This is a genomic window from Rhizobium sp. Nf11,1 (assembly GCF_050587665.1).
Taxonomy (GTDB): domain Bacteria; phylum Pseudomonadota; class Alphaproteobacteria; order Rhizobiales; family Rhizobiaceae; genus Rhizobium.
In genome coordinates this window covers 196581-220417 of sequence record NZ_JBOBHU010000007.1, presented here as the reverse complement: position 1 = coordinate 220417, position 23837 = coordinate 196581, and the positions used below count along the sequence as shown (strand labels likewise).

Below are 23837 nucleotides of genomic sequence, written 5' to 3'. Positions count from 1 at the left end.
TGAATTTTTGACCTTTGCGCCGCAAATTTTTGAGGGATTGAGACTTTAATTTGATATAGACTTGAAATTTTGTCACGCTTTGCTGATGTTATTTGACTAACGTACTAATCCAAGATAATTGGTGCAGCGCAGCATTTATAGAGTCATTCTCGTACTGGAGTGGAGTGCATGGACGGGATCACGCATGCATCAGATCGCAGACTCGGCATCGGCAAGGCCGCGATTTCGACCAATGGCGGCATTCGTCTCAACAGTGGTATCGTTATCGAAGATGAATTTCTTTCATGCCGCTCGAGCGTACGGCGTTTCCGTCGTGGCGAGGTCATTGCCGGCGCCGGCGTCCTTGTCGATATGTTCGCTCGCGTGCATTCGGGATTGGTCAGTGCAAGCACGATGCTGCCTGACGGCAGGGAATTCATCGTCGAAATCATTCCGAAAACAGGTCTGATCGGCGAGCTTGAAGTCTTGCGCCGGCAGACGTTGAACCTCGAATACCGAGCCGGTTCCAATTGCGAGCTGCATTTCTTCGAAGGCCGGCTGCTGCGCGACATGTATGCCAGCGATCCTTACTTCCGCGAAAAAGTTTTCTCCAGGGCCTTGGCGCGTATCTCGGAGCTTGAAGATAGGATCATCGCCAATGCGGCGTCGACGCTGCAGGCAAGATTGGCGAGCACGCTGCTGCGGCTCTCGGCTGTTTACGGAAAAGATGCCGCAAACAGCGGCGACGAAGTGATTATCTCGCAAAATGATCTGGCTGCAACGCTGCCGGCGTCCCGCGAGAAGGTCAATCAGTGCCTGCGGCGCCTGCGCGAATGCAAGATCATCGACGGAGGGCAGGGCAAGATCAGAATTCTCAATCGCAAGGCGCTTGAGGCCTGTGTAAATGGCGCGTTTTCGGTGAAGTGATGCACCCGTCGCTTTCCGATGTCCACGGATTCGCCGCAAATGCCAGCCGCTTTCCCGGCGGCGGCACGCCAAGGATCGATCGCGTGGTCGTCATCGACGACTACTCGGTGGCCAGGGGCGGGGCAACAGGGTTGGCGGTCCTGTCAGCCAAGCTTTTTCGAGGCCTGGATATCCCCGTCACTTATATTTGTGGCGATGACGCGGCCAACGCGGAGCTTGCTGCGCTTGGTGTCTCCATGGTTGGCTTGAACAGCCGCGATCTGCTGAGCGCCGACCGCGCGAAGGCTTTCGTGACCGGCATTCATAATGGGGCGGCAACCCGAATGGTTGCCAACTGGATTGCCGCAGAAGATACGGCAAAAACCGTTTATCACGTACATGGCTGGCATCAGATACTGTCACCGGCGCTTTTCCGAGCACTGGCTCCGGTCGCGGGACGGTGTTTGGTTCACGCCCATGACTTCTTCACCGCCTGTCCCAATGGCGCCTTCTTCGATTACCAGGCGCAAGAGATCTGCCTTCGGCGTCCGCTCGGTGCGGGCTGCATTGCGACGGCGTGCGACAAGCGAAGTTATTCGCACAAATTGTGGCGGGTCGCCCGCGGCTCGAATATCCTCAGGCTTTTGAAGGCGCAGGCCGATTTCGGCCGGATCATCCTGCTGCATGAGAAAATGGCGAGCTTTCTCGTCGGCGCCGGCTATCGGCCCGACCGGCTGACGACCATCCGCAATCCCGTCGCTCCCCTGTCGAAACAGCGCATCGAGGCGGAGGCGAACGACGAGTTCGTCTTCATCGGACGGCTCGATGAGGAAAAGGGTGTGGAGGACGCCGTGGCCGCGACGCGAAGAGCGGGTGCCAGGCTCTGCGTGATCGGTGACGGGCCACTGAGGGGTTTGGTTGAGGCTTCCGGCGATCACGTCAGGACCGTCGGCTGGCAATCGCATGCGGAGATCGGCACCACGATCCGCAAAGCGCGGGCCTTGTTGATGCCCTCGCGTTATCCCGAACCGTTCGGCCTCGTGGCGATCGAAGCGGCGAGGAGCGGCCTCCCCGTGATCATGTCGCGCAACGCATTCCTTGCCGAAGAAATGGAGCAGGCCGGTATGGCATTCGCCTGCGACACGGGTGATGAGATCGTCTTTGCCGATGCCTTGATGCGCTTTAGCCAAATGCCGAGGCATGAAATCCGCGCCATGAGCGAGAGGGCTTTCCTGATGTCTCCGGATCTAGCCTCGACGCATGAGCAATGGCGCGACGCGCTCCTTGCCGAATATTGCAGCCTGCTTTCGATGAATGCGGTTCCCGAGCTGACAGACGGTGTGGCGACACAAGGAGTATTCCTTTGACCTTCAAAGCAACAACCTCTCTTTCCGACGCAAGGGCATTTCTCGGCGATGCGCCGGTAATGGCGAAAAAGCGTGCGGCCGAGGCAGCAAGCGTCAAGGAAACCGGGCAACTGCGCGTTGCCATCGTGCATTACTGGCTCGTCTCGATGCGCGGCGGCGAGAAGGTCGTTGAAGAATTGTGCCGTATGTTTCCGCAGGCCGACATCTTCACTCTTGTCTGCAACCGGGACCGCATCAGCGATTTTCTAAAGACGCGGAACATCCGCACGTCCTTTCTGCAGAAGATACCGGGCGCGCAGCGGCATTACACCAAGATGCTGCCGCTGATGCCCTTCGCGCTCGAGCAGTTCGATCTGCAGGACTACGATCTCGTGCTGTCGAGCGAATCCGGGCCGGCCAAAGGTATCATCACGCGCGCCGACGCGCTGCATGTCTGCTACTGCCATTCACCGATGCGCTACATCTGGGACCAGTTCCATGTCTATCGCCATGGTCTTCCCTGGATCGGCCGCGCCCTGATGTCGCTCACCGCGCCCATGCTGCGCGCCTGGGATGTGACGACGGCCTCGCGGGTGGATACGTTCGTGGCCAATTCCGACTATGTCGCCAGCCGTATCCGGCGCTTCTACGACCGGGATTCCGTCGTCATCCATCCGCCCGTTGCGACCGACGATTTTGCGGTGGGCAAGGGTAAAGGCGAGTTTTATCTCTATGCCGGGCAGCTGACGACCTACAAGCGGCCTGATATTGCGGTCCGCGCCTGCACCGAGGCCGGCCGGAAGCTCGTCGTGATCGGCGAGGGAGAACAGCTGTCCTATCTGAAGTCGATCGCCGGGCCGACCGTTGAGTTCCTTGGTCATCAGCCTTTCAACGTGCTGCGCGACCACCTGTCGCGATGCCGCGCGTTGCTGTTTCCGGGCACCGAGGATTTCGGCATCCTGCCGGTGGAAGCCATGGCATCGGGCCGTCCGGTTCTCGCCTTCGACGCCGGCGGCGCCAGGGAAACCGTTTCGTCGCCGCAGGTCGGCTTCCGCTTTGCCGAACAGACGACGGAAGCGCTGCTTGAGACGATGGCAGCATTCGAAGAAATCGAGGACGATATCGATCCGCAAGCGATCCGCGCGCACTCGCTGAAATTCTCCTCCGCCGTGTTCCGCGATCGTCTGGCCGATCTCATCGAGCAACAGCTGTCCGCCCGAGGCGACCGATCCACAGAGGGCCTGAGAAGACGGCCGGGCTGAGAACAGGTGCCGGAGCTGCGTCATCTTGCGGCCGCGACTGAATCCGTCTCAATCCGCCAACGAGGAATAGATAGCAGATCATGTCAAGCGTATCTCAGAGGACGGCGACGGCAAGCATCTGGACGATCAGCGGAAAGTTCCTCGCGCGGCTGCTCGATTTTGTAAGCCTGCTTATCCTGGCGAGGCTTTTGAGTCCCGCGGACTTCGGTCTGGTCGCCATTGCAACCTCGGTTCTCGTCATCGTCGAAACGATTCTGGATCTGCCATTGACGCAGGCTCTGCTGCGACAGCCGTCGCCTTCCAGAGAGATGTTTGCCACGGCTTTCACTCTCAGCCTGCTTCGAGGGGCGGCTATCAGTCTGCTGATGATCGTCCTCTCCTGGCCGATGGCCCTGATCTACGGCGATCCCCGGCTTTTTGCCCTCGTCGCCGTTCTCTCGATCGCGCCTGCCATGCGCAGCATGATCAGCCCGCGGATGGTGCTCTTCATGCAGCGGTTCGATTTCAGGCGCGAATTCGTGCTCGATCTGATTACCAAGGGATCGACATTGCTGTTCGGTGTCGGCGTGGCGGTGGCGACGGGCAGCTATTGGGGGCTCGCGGTCGGCGCGGTCTCAGGCCCGACCGCGGCGATGATCACCTCCTATGTCTTTGCCCCGATGCGGCCGGCATTCAGTCTGTCGGAATGGAAGCATTTTCAGGACATGATCAGCTGGAACACCGTGTCGCAAGTGCTGAATTCGATCAACTGGCAGCTGGACCGGCTGCTCTTGCCGCGTTTTACCGGCCTGTCGACATTCGGAGCCTTCAGCGTCGCCGACAACATTGCCGGAATTCCGTATCAAACCTTCGTCGGGCCGCTGCTGCGCCCGCTGATAGCCGGATTCTCCACCGTCGAAGACCGCCGCAATCTGGTCGCTGCCTACCTGAAGGCGACAAACGCGATCACCTTCGTTGCAGCCCCCGTTCTGATCGCGCTCGCCATGCTCGCCGAGCCGACCGTGCGCGTCCTCGTCGGCGAGAAATGGGCATCCGCCGCGCCGATCCTGCAATGGCTCTGCGTTGTCAGCCTGCTCGGTCTTCCCACGAATATCATGCCGGCATTGGCGATGGTGCTGGATAACACCCGTTCCCTCGCTCTCAGAATGTTTGCCGAATTCGCCGTCAGGGTGCCGGTGACTATTCTTGGCATCGCCTATTTCCAGGTGGCCGGCGCGCTCGGCGCTCGGATCATCGCCGTACTCGTCGCCTATGCCGCGTCGCTCATCATCACCCGGCGGCTGATCGGAGCGAGCTTTGCCGCGCAGCTGAACGCCTTTTGCCGGCCGCTGGCCGCCAGCGTGCCGATGATCGCTTTCCTGCTCTGGGTGCGGCCGATGCTCGCCGCCATGCCTGTCGGCTTCAACCTGATCGCCAGCCTGGCGGTTTGCGGCGCTGCGGCCGCGGCGATTTTCTGGGCCTTGGCGCTGCTGCTGTGGCAGATCGTCGGACGGCCCGACGGTATCGAGACTATCGTCGTGCAAAGGCTGGCACCGCGGCGAAACGGAGTTCTCACCTCATGATGGCGAGAGGTGAAGCCCAGCGATCGGGTTTGGCGTTTTCGGAGAATCGGAATGCGTTACAGGATATCTTCTAAGACTTTGGGTCTGCTCGTCGTTCTTGGTCTGGGAGCTTTGCCCGGCAAGCCGAGCGTGGCCCAGGAGCCGATCAATATGAATGCGTATCAGCTGACGTTCGAAGAAAATTTCGACAACCTCGACGTCTCGGCATGGGGAGAGAGAAGTTCCCGCTGGATCGCTCACACGCCTTGGAACGGGGATTTCGGCGATGCCCGCTTTACGGATCCGGCGCCCGATTTTCCGTTTACGACCGATCAGGGAATCCTGAAGATCGAGGCTCGCAAGGGCGAGGATGGAACCTGGCGATCAGGCCTCCTCTCGGCTGTCAATCCGAAAGGCGAGGGCTTTTCGCAGCAATTCGGCTATTTCGAAGCGCGGATGAAGCTGCCGCCGGGCAAGGGGGTGTGGCCGGCCTTCTGGCTCATCGGGCTCGACCGCGCGAAATACACCGCGGAGATCGATGTCCTGGAATATTATGGACGCGCGCCCTACGAGTTCAGCATGGGCTTTCATATCTGGCGCCAGGCTCATGGCGGCCAGAATTCCAACGGCGGCTATTGGAAGACCGTCCAGGATGGTATTTTGAACAGCGAATATCATACCTACGGCGTCGATATCCAGGCCGACAAGACGACCTTCTACCTGGATCGCCAGTACCTGTGGAGCTTCGATACACCGACGGAGTTCCACATGCCTTTCTATCCACTGGTGAATCTGGCGCTCGGCTCGGGTTGGCCGATCGACGAAACGCCGAACCCGTCCATCCTGCTCGTCGACTATATCCACGTCTACAAGCGCAAACCCGCTGATGTGGCGAACTGAACAAGCAGCGCCGTCCGTTCTATCGCTTGCTCCGGCAACTGAGACCGGTTTGCGGATCGAAGAGGTGCATCGCCTCCTCGTCGAAGAAGAGGGTGAGTTTGTCACCCTCACGGACCGGCGTGCGCGGCGGCAGGCAGGCCATCAGGCGCTGGTTTCCGGCCAAGGCGGTGACGACGAGCTCCGGGCCGGTCAACTCCGCAACCTCTGAAATTGCCTCGAGCGAAGCCCCGGATCCGGCCGTTCGAAGGGACTCCGGGCGGATGCCGAGGATGAGGTCTCGGCCATCGGCCGCCGCCTTGCCGAAACGGACGGGCAAAGGCAGGCTGGCATTGGAACCAGAGAGCACCAGTCGATTATCCCGGACGGTTGCCGTCAGCAGGTTCATCGGCGGCGCGCCGACGAAGGTGGCGACATAGAGCGTCGCCGGACTGTTGTAGATCTCTTCCGGCGTGCCCAGCTGCTCGATGCGGCCGTCGCGCATGACGGCGATGCGGCTCGCAAGCGTCATCGCCTCGATCTGGTCATGAGTGACATAGACGACCGTGGTCTTCAGCATCTGGTGCAGCCGCTTTATCTCGGTGCGCATTTCCATGCGCAGCTTGGCGTCGAGATTGGAAAGCGGCTCGTCGAAGAGAAACACCTCCGGCTTGCGCACCAGCGCACGGCCGATCGCAACGCGCTGCCGCTGGCCGCCCGAGAGCTGGCTCGGCTTGCGATCGAGCAGATTTTCAATCTGCAGGAGCTTTGCCGCATCGCGCACGGCCCTGTCGCGCTCCGGCGCCGGAACCTTGCGCATTTCCAGCCCGAAGCCGATGTTCCGGTGCACCGTCAGATTGGGATAGAGCGCATAGGATTGAAAGACCATTGCGATGTCGCGGTCCTTTGGATGTACGCGGAGCACCGAGCGGCCGCCGATCCTGACATCACCGCTCGTCGCCTCGGCAAGGCCGGCGATGATGTTCAAGAGCGTTGACTTGCCGCAGCCGGAAGAACCGAGCAGGACGAGGAATTCGCCGCTTTCCAAAGAGATATCGATGCCTTTCAGCGTCTCGACGTCGCCATAGGTCTTGCGGATATTTTCGATGTCGAGCGCGCTCATGATTGTGGCTCCTGAGGAGAGGCCGGGTCGCCGTAGCTGCGGGGGAGGGTGGAGATGGCGCGCGAGGCGACCTCGGTTCCCGCTCTCAGGCAAGACGTCAAAGGTTCATTCTTTGCCAGCGCTGCGAGGAAGGCGGCATTGAAGACATCGCCGGCGCCGATCGTGTCGACGACTGCGACAACGGGCGCGGCCACCGACACCAGCTGGCCGTCAGGTCCGATCGCGATGGCGCCATCGGGGCCGCGTTTGACGACGACGATCGCACCTTGCGGCATATGCGAGCGGATGTGCCGGGCGGCTTCGATCGGATCGGCGACACCGGCAAGCGTCGTCGTTTCGACCTCGTTGAGCAGCGCGATGCGGCTGCGAGAAAGCCAAGCGCGTGTCGCAGCGCAATTCTCCTCAGTCCAGCCGTCAAGCGGCCAGCCGGTGTCGAGGGCGACGGCGATGTCATGGCTCTCGGCCCAGTCGAAGAAGGCGTCATATTGGCTGGTCAGATCGTCGGTGAGAAAGCCGCCGCAGAGAAGCGCGTAGCCGCCGCGGAGCCTTTCGCCGTCGATAACGGCGAAGACATCGGCCAGGCTGAAGCGCGGCAGGTGGCCCCGCGTCGTGAAGAAGGTGCGTTCACCGTCGGGGTGGGTGATGCCGACGGAGAGCGTCGTCTGTTCAGGACGCACCGGCCACTTCTCGGAACGGTGGCCGAAGGCTTCGGCCAGCCAGCGACCGAACTGGTCGCTGCCGATATTGGCGGCGATCTCGAATTCGACTCCGAGCGCCTGCCAGGCGAGCGCACTGTTGCCGGCTGATCCACCGACGCGCAACTCGTCATGATCGACAATGATTTCCGTGCCGGCCTTGGGCCAGGGGGCGGCCGGTCCGAGGATCAGGTCGACATTGACGTTGCCGATGACTGCAAGCGGCCGCATTCATTCGCTCCGGGTAATCTTGGTGGATCGAACCGGCGTTCCGGCATTCTCGACGCGGGCGTCGGCAAAGGCGATCATCAGCCGCTGGGCGACCGGCAGCATGGCGAAGATCGCGGCAAGGCCGGTTGCCGGGGCGAAGCGGATTGTCACCGCGCCGGCCACTGAAGCTTCGCTCGATGAGTCAAAGAGGATGACGGGAGCGCCGGTCTGGACAGCAGACATCGCCATTGCCGTTACCAGGCCGGCCGTCTCGTCCAGACCGCGCAACAGCACGACGCCAATCTCCGGCCCCAGCATTTCCATCGGGCCATGGCGGAGCTGCCCGCCTTCGAGGGAAAAGCAGGGGCGGCGCGAAAGCTCCGTCAATCCGAGCGCCAGCGCTTCGGCGACACCTTGCAGGCGGCGGCCTGACGTGACGACGGTCGCGACGTTTTCGAGTGCTGCAAGCGCGGCTGCGACGTCATGCTCTTCCGGCGACCTGAGGACGGCAAGCGCCGGGGCCGGATCTTCGCCAAGGGCGGCGAGGATTGCCAGATGCAAAGCAAAGGTCACCGTCAGGCTGCGGGTGGCTGCAAAGGCGAGCTCGGTGCCGCCGCTGCCGATCAGCGAGGGGGCGGTCCTGGCCAGGAAGGAACTGCCTTCAAGCGTCAGGCCGAAAGTTTCCGGCGTCCCGCCGGTCTCGTTGAACCAGCGCAGGACCTCGGCGCTTTCGCCCGATTGCGAGGTAACGAAGATCGTCCTGCCGCCGATCGGCAGCGGCTGGCCGAGCTGCTCGGAGAGCGGCAGCGCGACGGCATCGATGCCAAGACCACGGTAGAGTGGTTCGACGGCGCGGTTTACCGCATGCGAGCCGCCCATGCCGATCAGGAGCAGGCGGCCGGTCTTTTTCAGCGAGGCGGCGGCTCTTGCCGCCATCGGTCCGGCCGTTTCATAGGAGGCGATTGCATCGGCGTGCTGGCGGGCCATTTCGCGATCGATCGCAGCAAGCCCGGCAGGCCGGTTTCTTTCTGTTGTCATGTTCATCCCTTGACGCCGCCGCTGGTAAGCCCGGAAATCAGGGCGCGTTGCATGACGAGACCGATCAACACCGGGGGCAGGGCGGCGAGCACGCCTGCCGTGGCGATCAGTCCGTAATCGGAGACGCGGCCGCCGGCGAGATCGGCAATGGCGACGGTCAGCGTCTTGGCGCGCTGGTCCGATGTGAAGAGCAGCGCATAGAAGAATTCATCCCAGGCAAGCAGGAATGCAAAGAGGCTCGAGGTCGCCACCACCGGGGCGGCGAGCGGCAATGTGATGATCCGGAGCGTCTGGAACAGGCCGGCGCCGTCGATCATCGCGGCAGATTCGATCTCGCGCGGGATGGAATCGAAGCCGGATTTCATCAGCCAAGTGGTGAAGGGCGCCAGGATCGTCAAATAGACGAGGGCGAGGCCGAAGACGTTGTTCAGCATGCCGAGATGGGAGAGGCCCATATAGAGCGGTACGGCGAGCGCCACTGGCGGCAGCATATAGGTTGCGATCACCATCGACAGCGACCAGCCGACGGAAGGTGTGCGCGACACGGCCCAGCCGGCGGGAATGGCAAGCGCGATGGCGGTGATCGTCGCCGTGCCCGCCACCTCGATGCTGTTGCGCAGCGACGAGGTGAAGGCGGCGCCGGCGCTGTTTTCGAGTGTCGACAGCAGCACCTGGTATCGCGAAAAATCCACCGCCTGCGGCCACCAGCGCAGCGGCTTCGCGGCGAGATCGGCAGCCGGCGCGATGCTCATGATGAAAAGCCAGAGGATCGGAGCCAGGATGACAGCGGCAAGCAGCAGGGCGCAGAGGTGAATGAATGCTGAGAAGAGCGGGCTCCGGCGTTCCATCAGGCGGCGCTCCCGGCGGTCTTACGCACGAGCGCCGCGTATCCTGCGGCAAGCAGCGTTACCAGCAGCGTCACGATCAGGGCGAGCGATGCGCCAGAGCCCGCGCGCTGGAAGGAGAAGGCTTCCTGATAGACGAGGATCGAGAGCGTGCGTGTGCTATTGGCCGGGCCGCCGCGGGTCATGACCCAGATGATGTCGAATACCTTGAAGGCTTCGATCGTGCGCAGCACGAGCGCCACCATCAGCGGGCCGGCGAGATAGGGCAGGATGACGAAGCGGAAACGCGCGAAGGGGCCGGCGCCGTCGACCAGCGAGGCGGCGGTGATGTCGCGCGGCACGGCCTGGAGTGCAGCGAGCGCGATTAGCGCCACCAGCGGGAAATTCTTCCAGCAGTCGGCGACGATGAGGGCGGCGAGCGCCGTGCCCGGTTCGCCGAGCCATGAGCGGTAGGCGTCGAGCAGGCCGAGTTGTATCAGCGCGGCGTTCAGCGCGCCATATTCCGGATTGTAGATCAGCCGCCACAGCGTGGCGTTGACGACGGTCGGCAGCGCCCAGGGCAGGATCATCAGGGCACGAAGCGCGGTGCGGCCGCGGAATTGCTGGTTCAGCAGGAGGGCGGCCAGCACGCCGATCACCATTTCGGCGGCGACCGAGACGATCGCGAACCATGCTGTGGTGACGAGCGTGCGCTGGAAATTCGAGCCGGAGAGCATCTTCACGTAATTGTCGAGGCCGACGAAGCGTCCTTCGGTGCCTACAAGCTTGGCATCGGTGAAGGAGAGGCCGACGGTATCGACCAGAGGCCAGCCGATCACCGAGATCATCACCACGAGAAGCGGCAGCATCAGAAGCCACGCGCGGGTTGTCAGCCAAGTGCCCGACATCGAGGCGACCCTTTTCATTCATAGGTTATGGAGGCCGGGCGGCGGCAGGCGCCGCCCGGATGTTCATGCCGGGCTCAGAGACCGCTGTTCTCGGCGGCCGATTTCAGCGCGTCCTCGGGGGTGGACTGGCCGAGCAGCGATTCCTGGATCGCCTGCTGCAGCGCGGTCGACAGCTCCTGATATTTCGGCGTCGTCGGGCGCGGATACATGGCGGCGAGGCCGATCTTGGCGGCGGCTATCAGCTCTTCCTGCCCCTTGGTGACGGCAGGGTCCTCATAGGAGGATGCCCAGATCGGCAGGCTGAGCTTGGCATAGGCATTCTGCGTGGCCTGCGAGGTCATGAAGGTAATGTACTTCCAGGCCTCATCGGGATGCTGGCTGGCGGAGGTGATGCCGAGGCCCATCGAGCCGTTGACGGCCGAAGCTTCGCTTTTGCCGGCAACGCCTGGCGCCGGCACGACGCCGACCTTACCAGCGACCTTGCTGTCCTTCGGGTCGTTGGCCATGTTGTACATGTAGGTCCAGTTCAGCGCGAAGGCGGCATCGCCGTTCTGGAAAACCTTGCGGACGTCCTCTTCTAGGAATTCCTTGGAGTTCGGATTGGTCAGGCCTGAGGTATAGCTCGCGACCATGTATTTTAGCGCATCGAGACCGCCCCCGGTCTGGAAGGCCGGCTTGCCGTCCTTCAGGAAATCGCCGCCATAGGCGCTGACGAGCGTGGTGTAGTCGCAGATGGCGGCTTCGGCCTGCGACCAGCTCCAGGCGATCGGCGTGGAGAGCAGACCCTTGTCCTTGATGGTCTTTGCCTGTTCGGCCAGTTCGTCCCAGGTCTTGGGTGGCGCCTTGATGCCGGCCTTCTCCAGGACCTCCTTGTTGTAGAACAGATATTTGGTATCGAGGATCCACGGCATGCCGTAATATTTGCCGTCATACTGCACGGTGGTCCAGGCGCCCGGCAGCACGCCTTTCTTCATCTCGTCGGTGATGCGGGAGGAGACGTCGACCAGCACCTTGTTGGTGGCGTATTCGGCCGGCCAGATGACGTCGAAGAGGACGACGTCGTAACCGCCGCCGGAACCCTGGGCCAGCACCGTCTTATCGTGCAGGCCTTCATAGGGGACGAATTCGAGATTGACCTTGATATCCGGGTTCGCCTTGACGAAGGCATCGGTCATGGCGCGCACATCGGCCTCGCTGTAAGCGGCCTGCGCCATGAAAAGTGCATTCAGCGCCGTTTCGGCGAAAGCATGCGGAGCAAAGGATGCGCCGATCAAGGCCGCGCCCAGAAGCGTCTTATTGAGAGATTTCAGCATTGCAGCCTCCAGTTTTTGAAATTTACGCATGACCGAGGGCGGTTTCGCCGCCATCGATTTTCGAGAAGGCACGCGTGAAAAAGCGTGCCGGGTCATCATCTCTGAGCGTCTTTGGATGCCCTTCGCGGCCTCCTGCGTTCCCTGGAACTCTCCGGTCCCTATTAAGTCAAATGTCTTGACTTATTACTTCGCCAACATTCTACTGGAGTCAAGAGGCAATTGACACATGAGCGACATCAGGCCGATCCGAGCCAAGAGCGGCACCAATCACGAAGGCACCAGCGCGCATAACAGGCGCGTGATGATCGATGCGTTGAGGATCAATGGTGCGCTCTCACGCGCCGATCTGGCGCGGGCGACGCGGCTGACCAAGCAGACGGTGTCGAATATCATCGAGGAGCTCGAGCGCGATGGTCTCGTCGGTTCGCAGGAGGCTGTGCGCAAGGGCAGAGGCCAGCCCTCGACGCCCTACGGCCTGGTGCCCGAAGGCGCTTTCGCGATCGGCCTGCAGATCGACCGGCACGTGACGCGGGCGATCGCCGTCGATCTCGTCGGCAGCGTTCTCGTACGCGCAGAAGCCGGACTGCCGCCCGGAGGTCCGGCGACGGGAACGAAGGTCATTCTCGATCTCGTCGCCGGTGTGCGTTCCAGGCTTGCCGGTATCGTCCAGCAGTCGGAAAAACGGCTGGTCGGCCTCGGCGCCGCAATGCCTGGCCCGTTCGGCATGGAAGGCAGCGGCGACGATCCCTGGATGATGGAGGCTTGGCAGAAGTTTCCGCTCCTGGAAACGCTGAGCGACGGCACCGGCCTCGATGTCAGTCTTCAGAACGATGCGGCAGCGGCTGCGACCGCCGAGCGCATGGTGGGAGCCGCCCACGGCATCGACCATGCCGTCTGTCTGTTCGTCGGCTACGGCATCGGCGCCGGCCTGATCCTGAATGGCGAGCTCTATCGAGGCGCCAACGGCAATGCCGGCGAGATCGGCATGGCGCTGCTGTTTGCCGACGGCAAAACGACGCCGCTCGAACATCGCGCCTCGCTCGCCTCGCTCTTCCAGCACCTATCGGCCGATCCGGCCGATCCCGATCTCCATGCGCGCATCAACGAGCTTGCCTCCAGCGGGGATCCAAGCTTCGAGGCCTGGATCGAGGCGGCGGCGGCGGACCTGCGCTGGAGCATCCATCTCATCGAGACTGTCTTCGATCCGCAGACGGTGATCCTCTGCGGCAGCGCACCGGAAGCGCTGGTGAACAGGCTGATTGCAGCGATCGGCCCGCTGCTCCCTTCGATCGCCGAGAGGCGCGGCCGGATGCTGCCACGGCTGCAGCCCGGCATGGCCGATCCCTGGTCGGTGGCGCTCGGGGCGGCCGCCGGCCCGATCAGCCGTGCATTCGATCCGCGCTTTGCTGCAATTTTGAAGGATTCTCTGTGATTTTCGGGCTGAAACCGGGCGTTGCACAGCAGTGCAACGATAAAATGCGAATGTTTTCGCAAGTTTCGTTGTCTTCGGCCGCGCGAATAGGGATGCCTTGCAGCAATATAAGTAAAATACTGCAGACTCTTAAAAATGATGGTTATTCGAATATATACGCATACATCTGACAATATGTTTAAGGATGTCTCAAATATTCTCTAAATACTTCTCCTGGTGTTTCGAATAATGATTGCATGTCATTTTTGTGACAACTAGAATTCGAACATTTCATGTCATGTAATATTCATTGGCAGCGGCAATTTGAACCAGCTAAATGGGCGTGCGCTTAAAGCGCGCCCTTTCTACGTTGGAGGTTCTCATGCAAGCCAAGCTTCTCGGCGCCGTTGGCGCCCTTCTCGCCGCAGCGTTTCTTGCTGGGCCCGCTGCCGCCGCCGAAAAGACCAAGATTGACTTCTGGTTCGGCAATTCCGGGGACATCGCAAAGCGTGTCCAGGAACAGTGCGATCGCTTCAACCAGTCGCAGGCCGATTATGAAGTCGTCTGCACCAGCCAAGGCAGCTATGACGCTTCCCTGCAGAACACGATTGCCGCCTTCCGCGCCGGCAAGCAGCCGACCATTGCCCAGGTTTCCGACGCCGGCACGCTCGACATCATGCTTTCCGGCGCCTTCTACCCGGCAAACCAGCTGATGACCGACATGGGCTATACGGTCGACTGGAAAGACTACTTCTCCGGTATCGCAAACTACTATGCGACGTCGAAGGGCGAGATGTATTCCTTCCCCTTCAACTCGTCGACCGCTCTGCTCTATTGGAACAAGGACGCCTTCGCCAAGATCGGCAAGGACCATGTTCCAGCCACCTGGCAGGAAGCCGGTGAAGATTTCAAGGCCTTGAAGGAGGCCGGCTACGCCTGCCCGCTCGGCTTCGATATCTCCAACAACGAAGTCTGGCAGTACATCGAGCAGTTCGAAGCCGTCAACGGTGAAGCGATCGCCACGAAGAAGAACGGTTTCGAAGGTCTCGATGCCGAGCTGGTGTTCAACAAGAACCCGCTTCTCGTCAGCTACATCAAGGATCTCAAGTCCTGGTACGACAACAAGCTCGCCATCATCAAGAACAAGGCCGTCGGCCAGACCTTCGTCGAAGCCTTTGCTGCCGGCGACTGCCAGGTCATCCTGACCTCCGTCGGTGACCATGGCAATATAGGCCGTACCGCCAAGCAGGGCATGAACTGGGGCGTGGCAATGCTCCCGACCTATGGCAATGCAACCCGTCACAGTTCCTTCGTCGGCGGCGCTTCGCTCTGGGTCTTGAAGGGGCATACCGATGCCGAATACAAGGCTGCCGCTGCCTTCTTCAACTTCATCGCCAAGCCGGAAGAAGCGCTGACCTGGTCGACCGTCACCGGCTATATCCCGGTTCGTAACTCCGGCTTCGAATATCTGAAGAAGCAGGGCTTCTACGAGAAGGCGCCCTATGCCGGCCGCGAGCTCGCCATCCAGAGCCTGACCGCATCGCCGGCTGACGATACGGCTCCGCACGGCATTCGCCTCGGCGGCCTGCTGCAGGTCCGCACCGAGATCGCCAACGGCCTGCAGGCAATCTTCGTCAACAATGCCGACGTCCAGGCTTCGCTCGACGGCGCTGCCGATCGCGGCAACCAGCTGCTGCGCCGCTTCCAGCAGACCTACAAGAACGTTCAGCTTCCCTGATCGTCCGATATGCGCCGCCCCCGGCCTGCCTTGCGGACCGGGGGCATCCTTGTACATTCATACCGGGGCTGCGGAGGCGAACTCGCCGCCCGTGCTTAAACCAGACCAGGTCGAAAACGATCACCCATGGAAAAGCGCGTCACTTTCTCCTCGACGACGATCGGATTGCTCTTCGCGTTTCCGATGCTGCTGCTGATCTTCGTCTTCTTCTATTGGCCGAGCGCGCAGGCGCTTTATTGGGCGTTCACGCTCGAGCAGCCATGGGGCGGCGGCAATGCCTGGGTCGGCTTTGACAATTTCAAGCAATTGCTCAGCGACCCGATCTATTGGGATTCGATCAGCCGCAGCATGGTTTTCGCCTTTAGCTCGACGATCATTGCCATGGGGTTTGCGCTCGTCCTGGCGCTTTTGACGGATCGTGAACTGCGCGGCCATAAAATCTATCGGTCGGTCTTTATCTGGCCCTATGCGATCGCTGCTCCCGCTCTCGGTCTCGCCTTCCGCTTCATCCTGGCGCCGGAGGCCGGCCTTCTCTCCGTTATCAATCACGTCTGGCCCGGCCTCTGGAACCCGGCGCTCGACGGCAAGGACGCGATGATCGCCGTCATCATCGCTTTTTCGTGGAAATATATCGGCTATAATTTCATCTTCTTCCTTTCAGCGCTTCAGGGCATCCCGCGTTCGCTGATCGAAGCGGCCGCCATGGACGGCTCCGGGCCGCTGCGCCGCATGTGGGACCTCCAGTTGCCGCTGCTGACGCCGACCTTATTTTTCCTGCTCGTGATCAACATCACCGAAAGCTTCCAGGATTCCTTCGGCATCGTCGACGTCATGACGCAGGGCGGTCCGGCCCGGGCGACGGAACTGATGGTCTACAAGATCTATTTCGACGGCTTCAGGGGGCTCGATTATTCGGGCGCCGCCGCCCAGTCGATCATCCTCATGGCGCTCGTCGTCCTTCTCACCGTCTTCCAGTTCCGCTTCATCGAGCGGCGCGTGCACTACAAGTGAGGCCGCTGACATGATCGAACGCACGCCGATATTCAATTTAGTCTGTTATACGCTTCTGGCGCTCGGCATGGTGATCGCACTTCTGCCTTTCGTTATCGTCATCATCGCATCGACGCTCGATCTGGAGACGGTCAACCGGGTGCCGCTGCCGCTCACTCCGGGTTCGCATTTCTGGGAAAATGCACAAGCTGCTTGGGTCCGCGCCGATCTCGGCAACAAGCTAGTTCACAGCATCATCTTTGCGACCGCGGTCGGCGCCGGCAAGGTGATCCTGTCCGCCATGGCCGCCTTCTCGATCGTCTACTTCCGCTTCCGCGGCCGGCATCTGATCTTCTGGATCATCTTCATCACGCTGATGCTGCCGCTCGAAGTCCGCATCGTGCCGACCTATTCGATTGCGGCCAACGCGCTGCAGCCGTTCCAGGCAATCCTCGACGTCACGGGAATTACCGCGCTCGTCGCCTGGGTGTCCGGCATCCAGATCAAGCTCGAATGGGGGCTGTTGAATTCCTATACCGGACTCGTGGCGCCGCTTGTGGCCACCGCCACCGGTACCTTCCTCTATCGCCAGTTCTATCTGACCGTCCCCGACGAGCTCGCCGAGGCAACAAAGATGGACGGCGCCGGCGCCGTCCGTTTTTTCGTCGATATACTGCTGCCGTTGTCGCGGTCGAATATGATCGCGCTTTTCACCATCATGTTCGTCTGGGCCTGGAACCAGTATCTCTGGCCGTTGCTCGTTACCACCGATCCGAATTTCGGCATTGCGGTGACGCAGCTGAAGACCCTTATCCCGTCCGAATTCGGCCTGCCTGACTGGAACGTCGCCATGGCCGGTACACTTATCATCATGTCGCCGCCGTTGCTGCTCGTCATCCTGATGCAGCGCTGGTTCGTGCGCGGCCTCATCTCCACCGAGAAGTGAAGGAACAGTCCTGTGGCACCGATCTCAATCCGTGATGTGAAGAAGAGCTACGGCAAACATCCTGTCGTTCATGGCGTTGATCTGGAGATCCAGTCCGGCGAATTCATCGTCATCCTCGGTCCGTCCGGCTGCGGCAAGTCCACGCTGCTGCGCATGATCGCCGGACTGGAGGAAATCAGCGGCGGTGAAATCGCCATCGACGGCCGCGTCGTCAACCAGCTCGAGCCGCGCGAGCGCGGCTGCGCCATGGTGTTCCAGAACTACGCGCTCTATCCGCATATGACCGTCGCCGAGAATATCGGCTATGCCTTGAAGGTTGCGGGCGTTGCGAAGGCGGAACGCAATCGGCGCATCGCCGAGGTCGCCAAGGCGCTCAGCCTCGAACCTTTCCTCGACCGCCGCCCGGCCGCGCTTTCCGGCGGCCAGCGCCAGCGCGTCGCCATGGGGCGCGCGATGATCCGCGAACCGAAGGTGTTCCTCTTCGATGAGCCGCTGTCGAACCTCGACGCCAAGCTGCGCATCGCCATGCGCGCCGAGATCCGCCGCCTTCACCGCCGTCTCGGCGCCACCTCTATCTTCGTCACCCATGACCAGACCGAGGCGATGACGCTGGCCGACCGGCTGGTGGTGATGAACGGCGGCAGGGTGGAGCAGGTCGGCACGCCGGAAGAGGTCTATCATCATCCGGTCTCGCGCTTCGTCGCCGGTTTTGTCGGCACGCCGGCGATGAACCTTCTCGAAGGCACGATCAACGACGAGGGCGTCTTCGTCTACGACCAGAGTCGCAAGATCGCGCTGCCGCGCGAACGCGCCGCGCCGCTGAAGGGCAAACGCGTCGTGCTCGGCATGCGCGCCGAGGCGGCCCGGTTGGTGGCCCCGGATGCGCCCGGCGCATTGGTGGCAACGGCCGATTTCATCGAAGAGCTCGGCGCAAGCCGCGTCGTTCATGCCGATTTCGACGGGCTGCCCTTTGCCGTGGCGCTGACCGAGTCCGTGACCGTGAAATCGGGGGATCCGATCGGTATCGCGATCGATCACAATGCGATCCACCTCTATGCCGCCGATACCGGCCGGATCATCGAAAACCCGGCGGTGAACAGCGCCGGCGCCGTTCACGCCTGAGCGGCGTCAGCGGTGGATGGGATCGATCCAGGCGACGTCTTCCGGTTTCTCGACCGGTTCGATATCTAAGTTGACGACGACCGGTTCCTGGCCTGAGCGAACGAGCACGCATTCCAGCGTCTCGTCGCGGCTGGCATTGATCTCCTGATGCGGCACATAGGGCGGAACATAGATGAAGTCGCCGGGGCCGGCTTCGGCGGTATATTCCAGATGCTCGCCCCAGCGCATGCGGGCCTTGCCCTTGACGACGTAGATGATGCTTTCGAGATCGCCGTGATGGTGGGCGCCGGTTTTCGCATTGGCATGGATCGTCACCGTGCCGGCCCAGATTTTCTCTGCGCCGGCACGGGCATGGTTGATCGCGGTCGCGCGGTTCATGCCCGGGGTCTGCGCGGTGTTCGGGTCGAGCGAATTGCCGGGAATGACCTTGACGCCGTGTTCGCGCCAGTCGATGTGAGAATGCTGGTGGTCGCCGCTCATGCCTAGCCTCCGCCTTGATCGGATCAGTCTAGGCGGGACTACCGCGACGGCCAACCGAATTTACCTTGATGCAGCAGAAAGAGCGGAGCCGATGAGCCACCTCCCGCAGATCGATTACGACACCGCTTCGCCTGAGGTTCGCGCGGCGCATGATGAAGAAATCAGACTGCGCGGACGCATGACCAACATGAAGCGGACGCTCCTCCATTCGCCGGTCGCCCATCGCATCTATGCCGAATGGTTTACGATGCGGGCCGAGCTCGATCCTGTCATCAGCGACCGCGAGATCTGGATCTTCTCGCATGCGATCTCGAAGGCGGCGAAATCGAAGATTGCCATCACCTTCTTTCGCAGGGCGCTGATCAACAAGGGGTTTGATCCCGATGCTATGGAATTTTCCGAAGCGGAGGCGCTGCTCGATGCCTTCGGCAGGGCTGTTGTCGCCGATTCAAACGCCGTTCCGGCCGAGCTCTGGGAAAGGCTGAAAGAACGCTACGAAACCAAGGCGCTCGTCGATCTCGTCGCCTTCGCCGGCATCATGCTGGCGACCGCTGTCTTCAACAATGTCGTCGAGGTCGAATTCGACCCGGAGCTTGAGGCTTTCGCAGAAGGCACCGGCTCCTAGCCGTTTAGCGAGGCGATCGCGGCTTTGACCGCGTCCGCGCCGGCCCTCGTTGGCCGGTATTCAAGGCCGACGGCGCCGTCATAGCCGTTGGCGAAGATCCAGTTGAGGCGATGGGCGAGGTCGATGCCGCCGGAGCCCGGTTCGTTGCGGCCGGGATGATCGGCGACATGGACGTGGAAAACACGGTCGAGGCGGCCGTCCAGCACGTCTTCGGTGCGTTCGTCCATCACGGCGGAATGGTAGATGTCGTAGACGATACCGATCTCGGGGCGGCCGACGTCATCGACGATGTCGAGGCCTTCGCGGGTCGAATCGAGGAAGTAGCCGATATGGTCGATACGGATGTTGAGAGGTTCTACGCCGAGCCGCACGCCGCTCCCTTCCAGGATATCGGCGCCTGATTTCAGGGTGTCGGTGAGGGCCACGCGCTGTTCATCACGGCTGAAGCCGGCCAGATCGTCGCCGGCCTGGGCGATCAGCACCGGCGCGCCGAGGCGTTTGGCGACTGCGACGGATTCCGCAAGGCCCGCCAGCCAGGCCTGCCGGTTGGCGGCATCGGTCAGTGCGATCATCGGCTCGGCGACGAGGCTGGTGACGGCAAGGCCGGTTTCCTTCAGCGCTGTCTCGATCGCATCCAGATCCTTGTCGGTCCAGCGCCAGAATTCGATCGCCGTCGGGCCGCCGGCATGGGCGCGACGGATGCGGTCGGCAAAGCTGTCGCCCTCTTCGGCAAACAGCCATTCTATGCAGGCTGAATAACGTCGCATGAAAATTCCTCCCGGTGCGGATGCAGGCTGCGACAGAACGGAGCCTGCCGCAAGAGACGTTTGGGTGCTTGACGCCCGGATTCATTGACGGAACACTCATCCCCTAATCTAGGGCCGGGATCGCTGGCCGCTTCGGGAGGAAGATATGGATCTGGGATTGAAGGGAAAGATCGCCGTCATAACAGGCGCGTCGGTCGGCATCGGGCTCGCGATCGCCGAAGGGCTGGCGGCTGAGGGCGCAGACCTCGTTCTGGCGGCGCGCGGCGGCGAACGGCTGGAGGCGGAAGCCGTCCGCATCGCCGAGAAATTCGGCGTCAGCGCCGTCGCTGTCGCCGCAGATGTGGCGACAGTTGAGGGAACCGAGGCGATCATTGCGGCGGCTGCCGAAAAGGGAGGCGCCGATATCCTCATCAACAATGCCGGCACCGGATCGAACGAGACCGTCATGGAGGCGCCTGATGAGAAATGGCAGGCCTATTGGGACCTGCATGTGATGGCCGCCGTCAGGCTTGCGCGCGGCATCGCACCGCAGATGAAGAAACGCGGCGGCGGGGTGATCCTGCACAATGCCTCGATCTGCGCCGTCCAGCCGCTCTGGTACGAGCCGATCTACAATGTCAGCAAATCGGCGCTGATGATGTTTTCGAAGACACTCTCGACCGAGCTCATCCAGGACAATATCCGCGTCAACTGCATCAACGCCGGCTTGATCCTGACGCCCGACTGGATCAAGACCGCCAAGCAGCTGACGGCCGAAAGCGGCGGAAACTGGGAAGGCTACCTGCAGAGCGTTGCCAATGAACATGCCGCCTCCAAACGCTTCGGCACACCGGAAGAACTGGCGAATCTCTTCGTCTTTCTGAGTTCGGAGCGGGCGAGCTATTGTATCGGATCGACCTATTTCGTCGATGGCGGCATGCTGAAGACAATTTGATCGAAGCTGCCGCAAAGAGCCGACCGGGGACGTTGCCGATACAAGCTATAAATATTAGCTATTTTGTTGTATCTTCACGATTTCGACGTTATTTGGCTGCTATTGACGGGCAAATATTTCGGTTTCCAAAAGGCGACGACGATGCTGACGAAGAAGGGAAAATACGGCCTCAAGGCCTTGGTCGATCTGGCGCGTCTGGCGCCGGGCGAGACCGCCTTCATCAATGACGTCGCGGCGCGGAACAATATTCCGAAGAAGTTTCTCGACACGATCCTGCTCGAACTGCGCAATGTCGGAATCCTGCGTTCAAAGAAAGGCCCTGGCGGCGGGTATTCTCTCTCTCGGCCGGCATCCGAGATCCGTATCGGCCATGTCATCCGCACGCTCGATGGTCCGCTCGCGCCGATCCGTTGCGCCAGCCGCACGGCTTACGAGGCGTGCGACGACTGCGCCGACCCGGAAACCTGCCAAGTGCGGCGTTCGATGACCGATGTTCGGGACGCGATCGCCGCCATTCTGGACAATATGACCCTCGACCAATTCGTCGCCGCCGGTGGCCGCATTGAGGACACCGGGGATGAACTGCCGATCTCCGCCGCCAGCTGAGACGCTTTGTTTCGTGTGGTCTGCGTTACTCCCAGGGCGTCATGCTGTGATCGTTCAGCGCTCATCTTGACATATGGTCGCCGGCGCGGTGCAGCAATCGATCGCGCGGCAGCGACAGCGCGTGGATACGTGCATTGCGCCAATGGCGGTCGAGATTGAGGCCGATGCCGGTTGACGCTTCGCCCGCAAGTTCGAACAGCGCATTTGCGGCGCTAAGGGCCGTTTCCCCGGCAGTTATTGCGGCCGCCGAGGCAGAAAAATAGGCGTCCGCCATCGCCGCCTCTACAGGATTGACCTGGGCAATATCGAGTTTGCGGCCCGCCCGCTCCAGAGCTGCCGCCGTGATTTCGATGCCGACAGCGTGTTCGCCGAGCCGGGAGGGGAAGACGGTGCGATCGCCAATAGCTGTCATCAGGTCGGCCCATGCGGCTCGCGCGATGCCGAGGCCTACGCCCGCCTTAAGCAGCAGGCCGAGCGAAATGCCCGTCGAATATGCGGACGAGGGGGCCGGCGCGATTGTGCCGGCATCAACATGCACTGCGCCGGCGATCGTCGTTGCCGACCCATTGGTGCGCTGACCGAAACCGTCCCAATCATCGACCACCTGCACGTCCTCGCTGTTGCGGCTGAAGTAAAGCGTCACAGGGCGGCCGGGCGGAAGTGTGAGGTCAGCGGCAATCCAATCGGCGTAGAGAATACCGGGCGCCTGCCGCATCCGTCCGCTCAGGCGGTACCCCGATCCTTCGGGCGACAGCTCGCTGCCGTCGGCAACGGTTGCGCCAGCGAAGCGGTCGCCGAGCAGCACACGGGTAAACAGCGATGCCTTCAGATCCTCGGGCGCCTGGGTGCGGAGGGTTTCCAGGACGGAAAAGTGATTTTCCATGGTCTCGCCGATCGAGGCGTCGGCCTCGGCAATGATCGCGATGATTTCGGCCAGCAGGGCGTTCGGCACGTCGAGCCCTTCATGTTCGGGCGGAACAGAGATTGCCGTCAAACCCGAGACCGACAGCGCGTCGAGCTCGGCAAAAGGCAGGATGCGGCTGATATCGCGCTCGCTTGCCTGGTGACGGAATGTGTCGGCGAGGTTGCGAGCCGTGGATATCGCCTCCTCTTCATTTTCGATGCGGCGTGCCGGCGGCCGGATGCGGTCTTGAAACTGCGATACTGTTCCCATCGCTCACTCTTTCCTCGACGGGTGACAGGAGTGAGGGATTTTCCTCCGGATGATAAGAACGGTTTTTCCAGAAAAACCCAAAGCTTCGAATTTTCTCACCAACTTGATCGCCTCGCCTTGCACTCTACTTATGGTTAACCGGGCTATCCAATCGAGGAATATGATGGGTGAAGCACTTGCTCGCCATAGCGAGGTTTGGAAAATGGGGCGCCAGCCGAGACCGCGCCTGACGCTGGATATCGCCGAGATTCCAACTTATGCGATCGGCGACATTCACGGCCGCTACGACCTGCTTCTGAAGGCTGAGGAGGCGATTCTGCAAGATGGCGCGCGATTGCCCGGGCAAAAGCTGATCGTGACGCTGGGTGACTATATCGACCGGGGCCCGGAATCGGCACAGGTCATTACTCACCTCATGGAGCCGCCGCCTGATGGTTTCGACCGTATCTGTCTTGCCGGTAATCACGAGATCGCCATGCTCGATTATGTCGACGGCTGGCTCCCTTATGACGACTGGATGCGGATGGGATCGGCGGAATCGCTTAAATCCTATGGGCTCGATCCGGAGCATCTGCCGCTCGTCTTCCCCTCCGGCGCGCAGCTCGACGCCTTTCTGCGGCAGTCGCTGCCGCATACGCATATCGATTTCATGCGGGCGCTGCCGATCATGCTGGACACACCGAGCGTGGTGTTCGTGCATGCCGGCATCGATCCGATGCTGCCGCTCTCCGCTCAGACGGAGGAGGACCTGGTCCTTATCCGCCACCGCTTTCTCGAAAGCAGGGTTCCTTTGCCGAAGCTCGTCGTGCATGGCCATACGCCCAGCGATGAGCCTGACATTCGCCCGAGGCGGCTCAATCTCGATACACGCGCCTTTCGCAGCGGCAAGCTGACCGTCGCACGGTTCTGGCAGGGCCGGGTGCATTTGTTTTCCACCTGACATCGTCCCAGCACGAGGCTGTGTCATAAGGCGCGTCGCAATCTTTCAGATTCTCCCCTGCGCTTGAGCCTTAGTTTTCAAAC

General features: G+C 61.4%; 23 protein-coding genes. 14 read left to right on the top strand and 9 right to left on the bottom strand.

What is annotated here, in order from left to right:
- Positions 1–168: 168 nt before the first annotated feature.
- The 5 genes from ACQ7C1_RS13485 to ACQ7C1_RS13465 all read left to right on the top strand — a co-directional run bounded on the left by ACQ7C1_RS13485 (position 169) and on the right by ACQ7C1_RS13465 (position 5934).
- Positions 169–906, top strand: a complete 738-nt coding sequence (locus ACQ7C1_RS13485; RefSeq protein WP_085779244.1) for a Crp/Fnr family transcriptional regulator — start codon at positions 169–171, stop codon at positions 904–906.
- On the top strand, positions 906–2252 hold the full coding sequence (locus ACQ7C1_RS13480) for a glycosyltransferase family 4 protein (RefSeq protein WP_210282723.1): 1347 nt from the start codon (positions 906–908) through the stop codon (positions 2250–2252). Before ACQ7C1_RS13485 ends, ACQ7C1_RS13480 begins: the two co-directional genes overlap by 1 nt.
- Complete coding sequence (locus ACQ7C1_RS13475; protein ID WP_430958604.1) at positions 2249–3493, top strand: glycosyltransferase family 4 protein; 1245 nt, start codon at positions 2249–2251, stop codon at positions 3491–3493. The genes ACQ7C1_RS13480 and ACQ7C1_RS13475 overlap by 4 nt, the downstream gene beginning before the upstream one ends.
- 80 nt (positions 3494–3573) lie before the next feature.
- Entirely contained in the window at positions 3574–5055 is a 1482-nt protein-coding gene (locus ACQ7C1_RS13470) for a lipopolysaccharide biosynthesis protein (RefSeq protein WP_430958603.1), read from the top strand.
- A gap of 51 nt (positions 5056–5106) precedes the next feature.
- Positions 5107–5934, top strand: a complete 828-nt coding sequence (locus tag ACQ7C1_RS13465; protein WP_430958602.1) for a glycoside hydrolase family 16 protein — start codon at positions 5107–5109, stop codon at positions 5932–5934.
- 19 nt (positions 5935–5953) lie between these two features.
- Here ACQ7C1_RS13465 and ACQ7C1_RS13460 read toward each other — a convergent pair whose 3' ends face one another.
- The 6 genes from ACQ7C1_RS13460 to ACQ7C1_RS13435 all read right to left on the bottom strand — a co-directional run bounded on the left by ACQ7C1_RS13460 (position 5954) and on the right by ACQ7C1_RS13435 (position 12021).
- A complete protein-coding gene (locus tag ACQ7C1_RS13460; RefSeq protein ID WP_430958601.1) occupies positions 5954–7033 on the bottom strand; it encodes an ABC transporter ATP-binding protein in 1080 nt (359 codons plus the stop codon).
- Positions 7030–7959 (bottom strand): PfkB family carbohydrate kinase, encoded by a 930-nt coding sequence (locus ACQ7C1_RS13455; protein WP_430958600.1) that lies wholly within the window; start codon positions 7957–7959, stop codon positions 7030–7032. The genes ACQ7C1_RS13460 and ACQ7C1_RS13455 overlap by 4 nt, the downstream gene beginning before the upstream one ends.
- Positions 7960–8982 carry an SIS domain-containing protein gene (locus ACQ7C1_RS13450; protein WP_430958599.1) on the bottom strand — a complete coding sequence of 341 codons (1023 nt, stop codon included), beginning with the start codon at positions 8980–8982 and terminating at the stop codon, positions 7960–7962. It abuts the gene before it with no gap.
- A complete protein-coding gene (locus ACQ7C1_RS13445) occupies positions 8979–9824 on the bottom strand; it encodes a carbohydrate ABC transporter permease (RefSeq protein WP_430958598.1) in 846 nt (281 codons plus the stop codon). The genes ACQ7C1_RS13450 and ACQ7C1_RS13445 overlap by 4 nt, the downstream gene beginning before the upstream one ends.
- Entirely contained in the window at positions 9824–10708 is an 885-nt protein-coding gene (locus ACQ7C1_RS13440; protein WP_430958597.1) for a carbohydrate ABC transporter permease, read from the bottom strand. The genes ACQ7C1_RS13445 and ACQ7C1_RS13440 overlap by 1 nt, the downstream gene beginning before the upstream one ends.
- A 74-nt stretch (positions 10709–10782) precedes the next feature.
- Positions 10783–12021 carry an extracellular solute-binding protein gene (locus ACQ7C1_RS13435; protein ID WP_430958596.1) on the bottom strand — a complete coding sequence of 413 codons (1239 nt, stop codon included), beginning with the start codon at positions 12019–12021 and terminating at the stop codon, positions 10783–10785.
- Between the two features lie 226 nt (positions 12022–12247).
- On the opposite strand from ACQ7C1_RS13435, the gene ACQ7C1_RS13430 reads away from it, so the two are divergent.
- From ACQ7C1_RS13430 to ACQ7C1_RS13410, 5 genes are all read left to right on the top strand, one after another.
- Entirely contained in the window at positions 12248–13453 is a 1206-nt protein-coding gene (locus ACQ7C1_RS13430) for an ROK family transcriptional regulator (RefSeq protein WP_430958595.1), read from the top strand.
- 361 nt (positions 13454–13814) lie between these two features.
- Entirely contained in the window at positions 13815–15170 is a 1356-nt protein-coding gene (locus ACQ7C1_RS13425; RefSeq protein WP_430958594.1) for an extracellular solute-binding protein, read from the top strand.
- 126 nt (positions 15171–15296) lie between these two features.
- Positions 15297–16181, top strand: coding sequence for a carbohydrate ABC transporter permease (locus tag ACQ7C1_RS13420; protein WP_183699029.1), 885 nt, complete (start codon positions 15297–15299; stop codon positions 16179–16181).
- A gap of 10 nt (positions 16182–16191) precedes the next feature.
- Positions 16192–17106, top strand: a complete 915-nt coding sequence (locus tag ACQ7C1_RS13415; RefSeq protein WP_430958593.1) for an ABC transporter permease subunit — start codon at positions 16192–16194, stop codon at positions 17104–17106.
- A 12-nt stretch (positions 17107–17118) separates the two neighbouring features.
- Entirely contained in the window at positions 17119–18228 is a 1110-nt protein-coding gene (locus tag ACQ7C1_RS13410) for a sn-glycerol-3-phosphate import ATP-binding protein UgpC (protein ID WP_430958592.1), read from the top strand.
- 6 nt (positions 18229–18234) lie between these two features.
- On the opposite strand, the gene ACQ7C1_RS13405 is transcribed toward ACQ7C1_RS13410, so the two are convergent.
- Positions 18235–18708, bottom strand: a complete 474-nt coding sequence (locus tag ACQ7C1_RS13405; RefSeq protein WP_085779228.1) for a cupin domain-containing protein — start codon at positions 18706–18708, stop codon at positions 18235–18237.
- 91 nt (positions 18709–18799) lie between these two features.
- Here ACQ7C1_RS13405 and ACQ7C1_RS13400 point away from each other — a divergent pair, with 91 nt between their 5' ends.
- Positions 18800–19333: a hypothetical protein gene (locus tag ACQ7C1_RS13400; RefSeq protein ID WP_097600702.1), complete on the top strand. Its 534-nt coding sequence runs from the start codon at positions 18800–18802 to the stop codon at positions 19331–19333.
- Here ACQ7C1_RS13400 and ACQ7C1_RS13395 read toward each other — a convergent pair.
- Positions 19330–20100, bottom strand: a complete 771-nt coding sequence (locus tag ACQ7C1_RS13395; protein ID WP_430958591.1) for a TIM barrel protein — start codon at positions 20098–20100, stop codon at positions 19330–19332. The two genes, ACQ7C1_RS13400 and ACQ7C1_RS13395, sit on opposite strands and share 4 nt — an antisense overlap.
- A 145-nt stretch (positions 20101–20245) precedes the next feature.
- On the opposite strand from ACQ7C1_RS13395, the gene ACQ7C1_RS13390 reads away from it, so the two are divergent.
- Positions 20246–21034, top strand: a complete 789-nt coding sequence (locus ACQ7C1_RS13390; RefSeq protein WP_430958590.1) for an SDR family NAD(P)-dependent oxidoreductase — start codon at positions 20246–20248, stop codon at positions 21032–21034.
- A gap of 141 nt (positions 21035–21175) precedes the next feature.
- Positions 21176–21640, top strand: coding sequence for an RrF2 family transcriptional regulator (locus ACQ7C1_RS13385; RefSeq protein ID WP_085780172.1), 465 nt, complete (start codon positions 21176–21178; stop codon positions 21638–21640).
- Between the two features lie 61 nt (positions 21641–21701).
- Here the strand turns inward: ACQ7C1_RS13385 and ACQ7C1_RS13380 are convergent, their stop codons facing one another.
- Positions 21702–22814 (bottom strand): monooxygenase, encoded by a 1113-nt coding sequence (locus ACQ7C1_RS13380; RefSeq protein ID WP_430958589.1) that lies wholly within the window; start codon positions 22812–22814, stop codon positions 21702–21704.
- 202 nt (positions 22815–23016) lie between these two features.
- Here ACQ7C1_RS13380 and ACQ7C1_RS13375 point away from each other — a divergent pair, with 202 nt between their 5' ends.
- Entirely contained in the window at positions 23017–23754 is a 738-nt protein-coding gene (locus ACQ7C1_RS13375; protein ID WP_430958588.1) for a metallophosphoesterase family protein, read from the top strand.
- Positions 23755–23837: the final 83 nt, after the last annotated feature.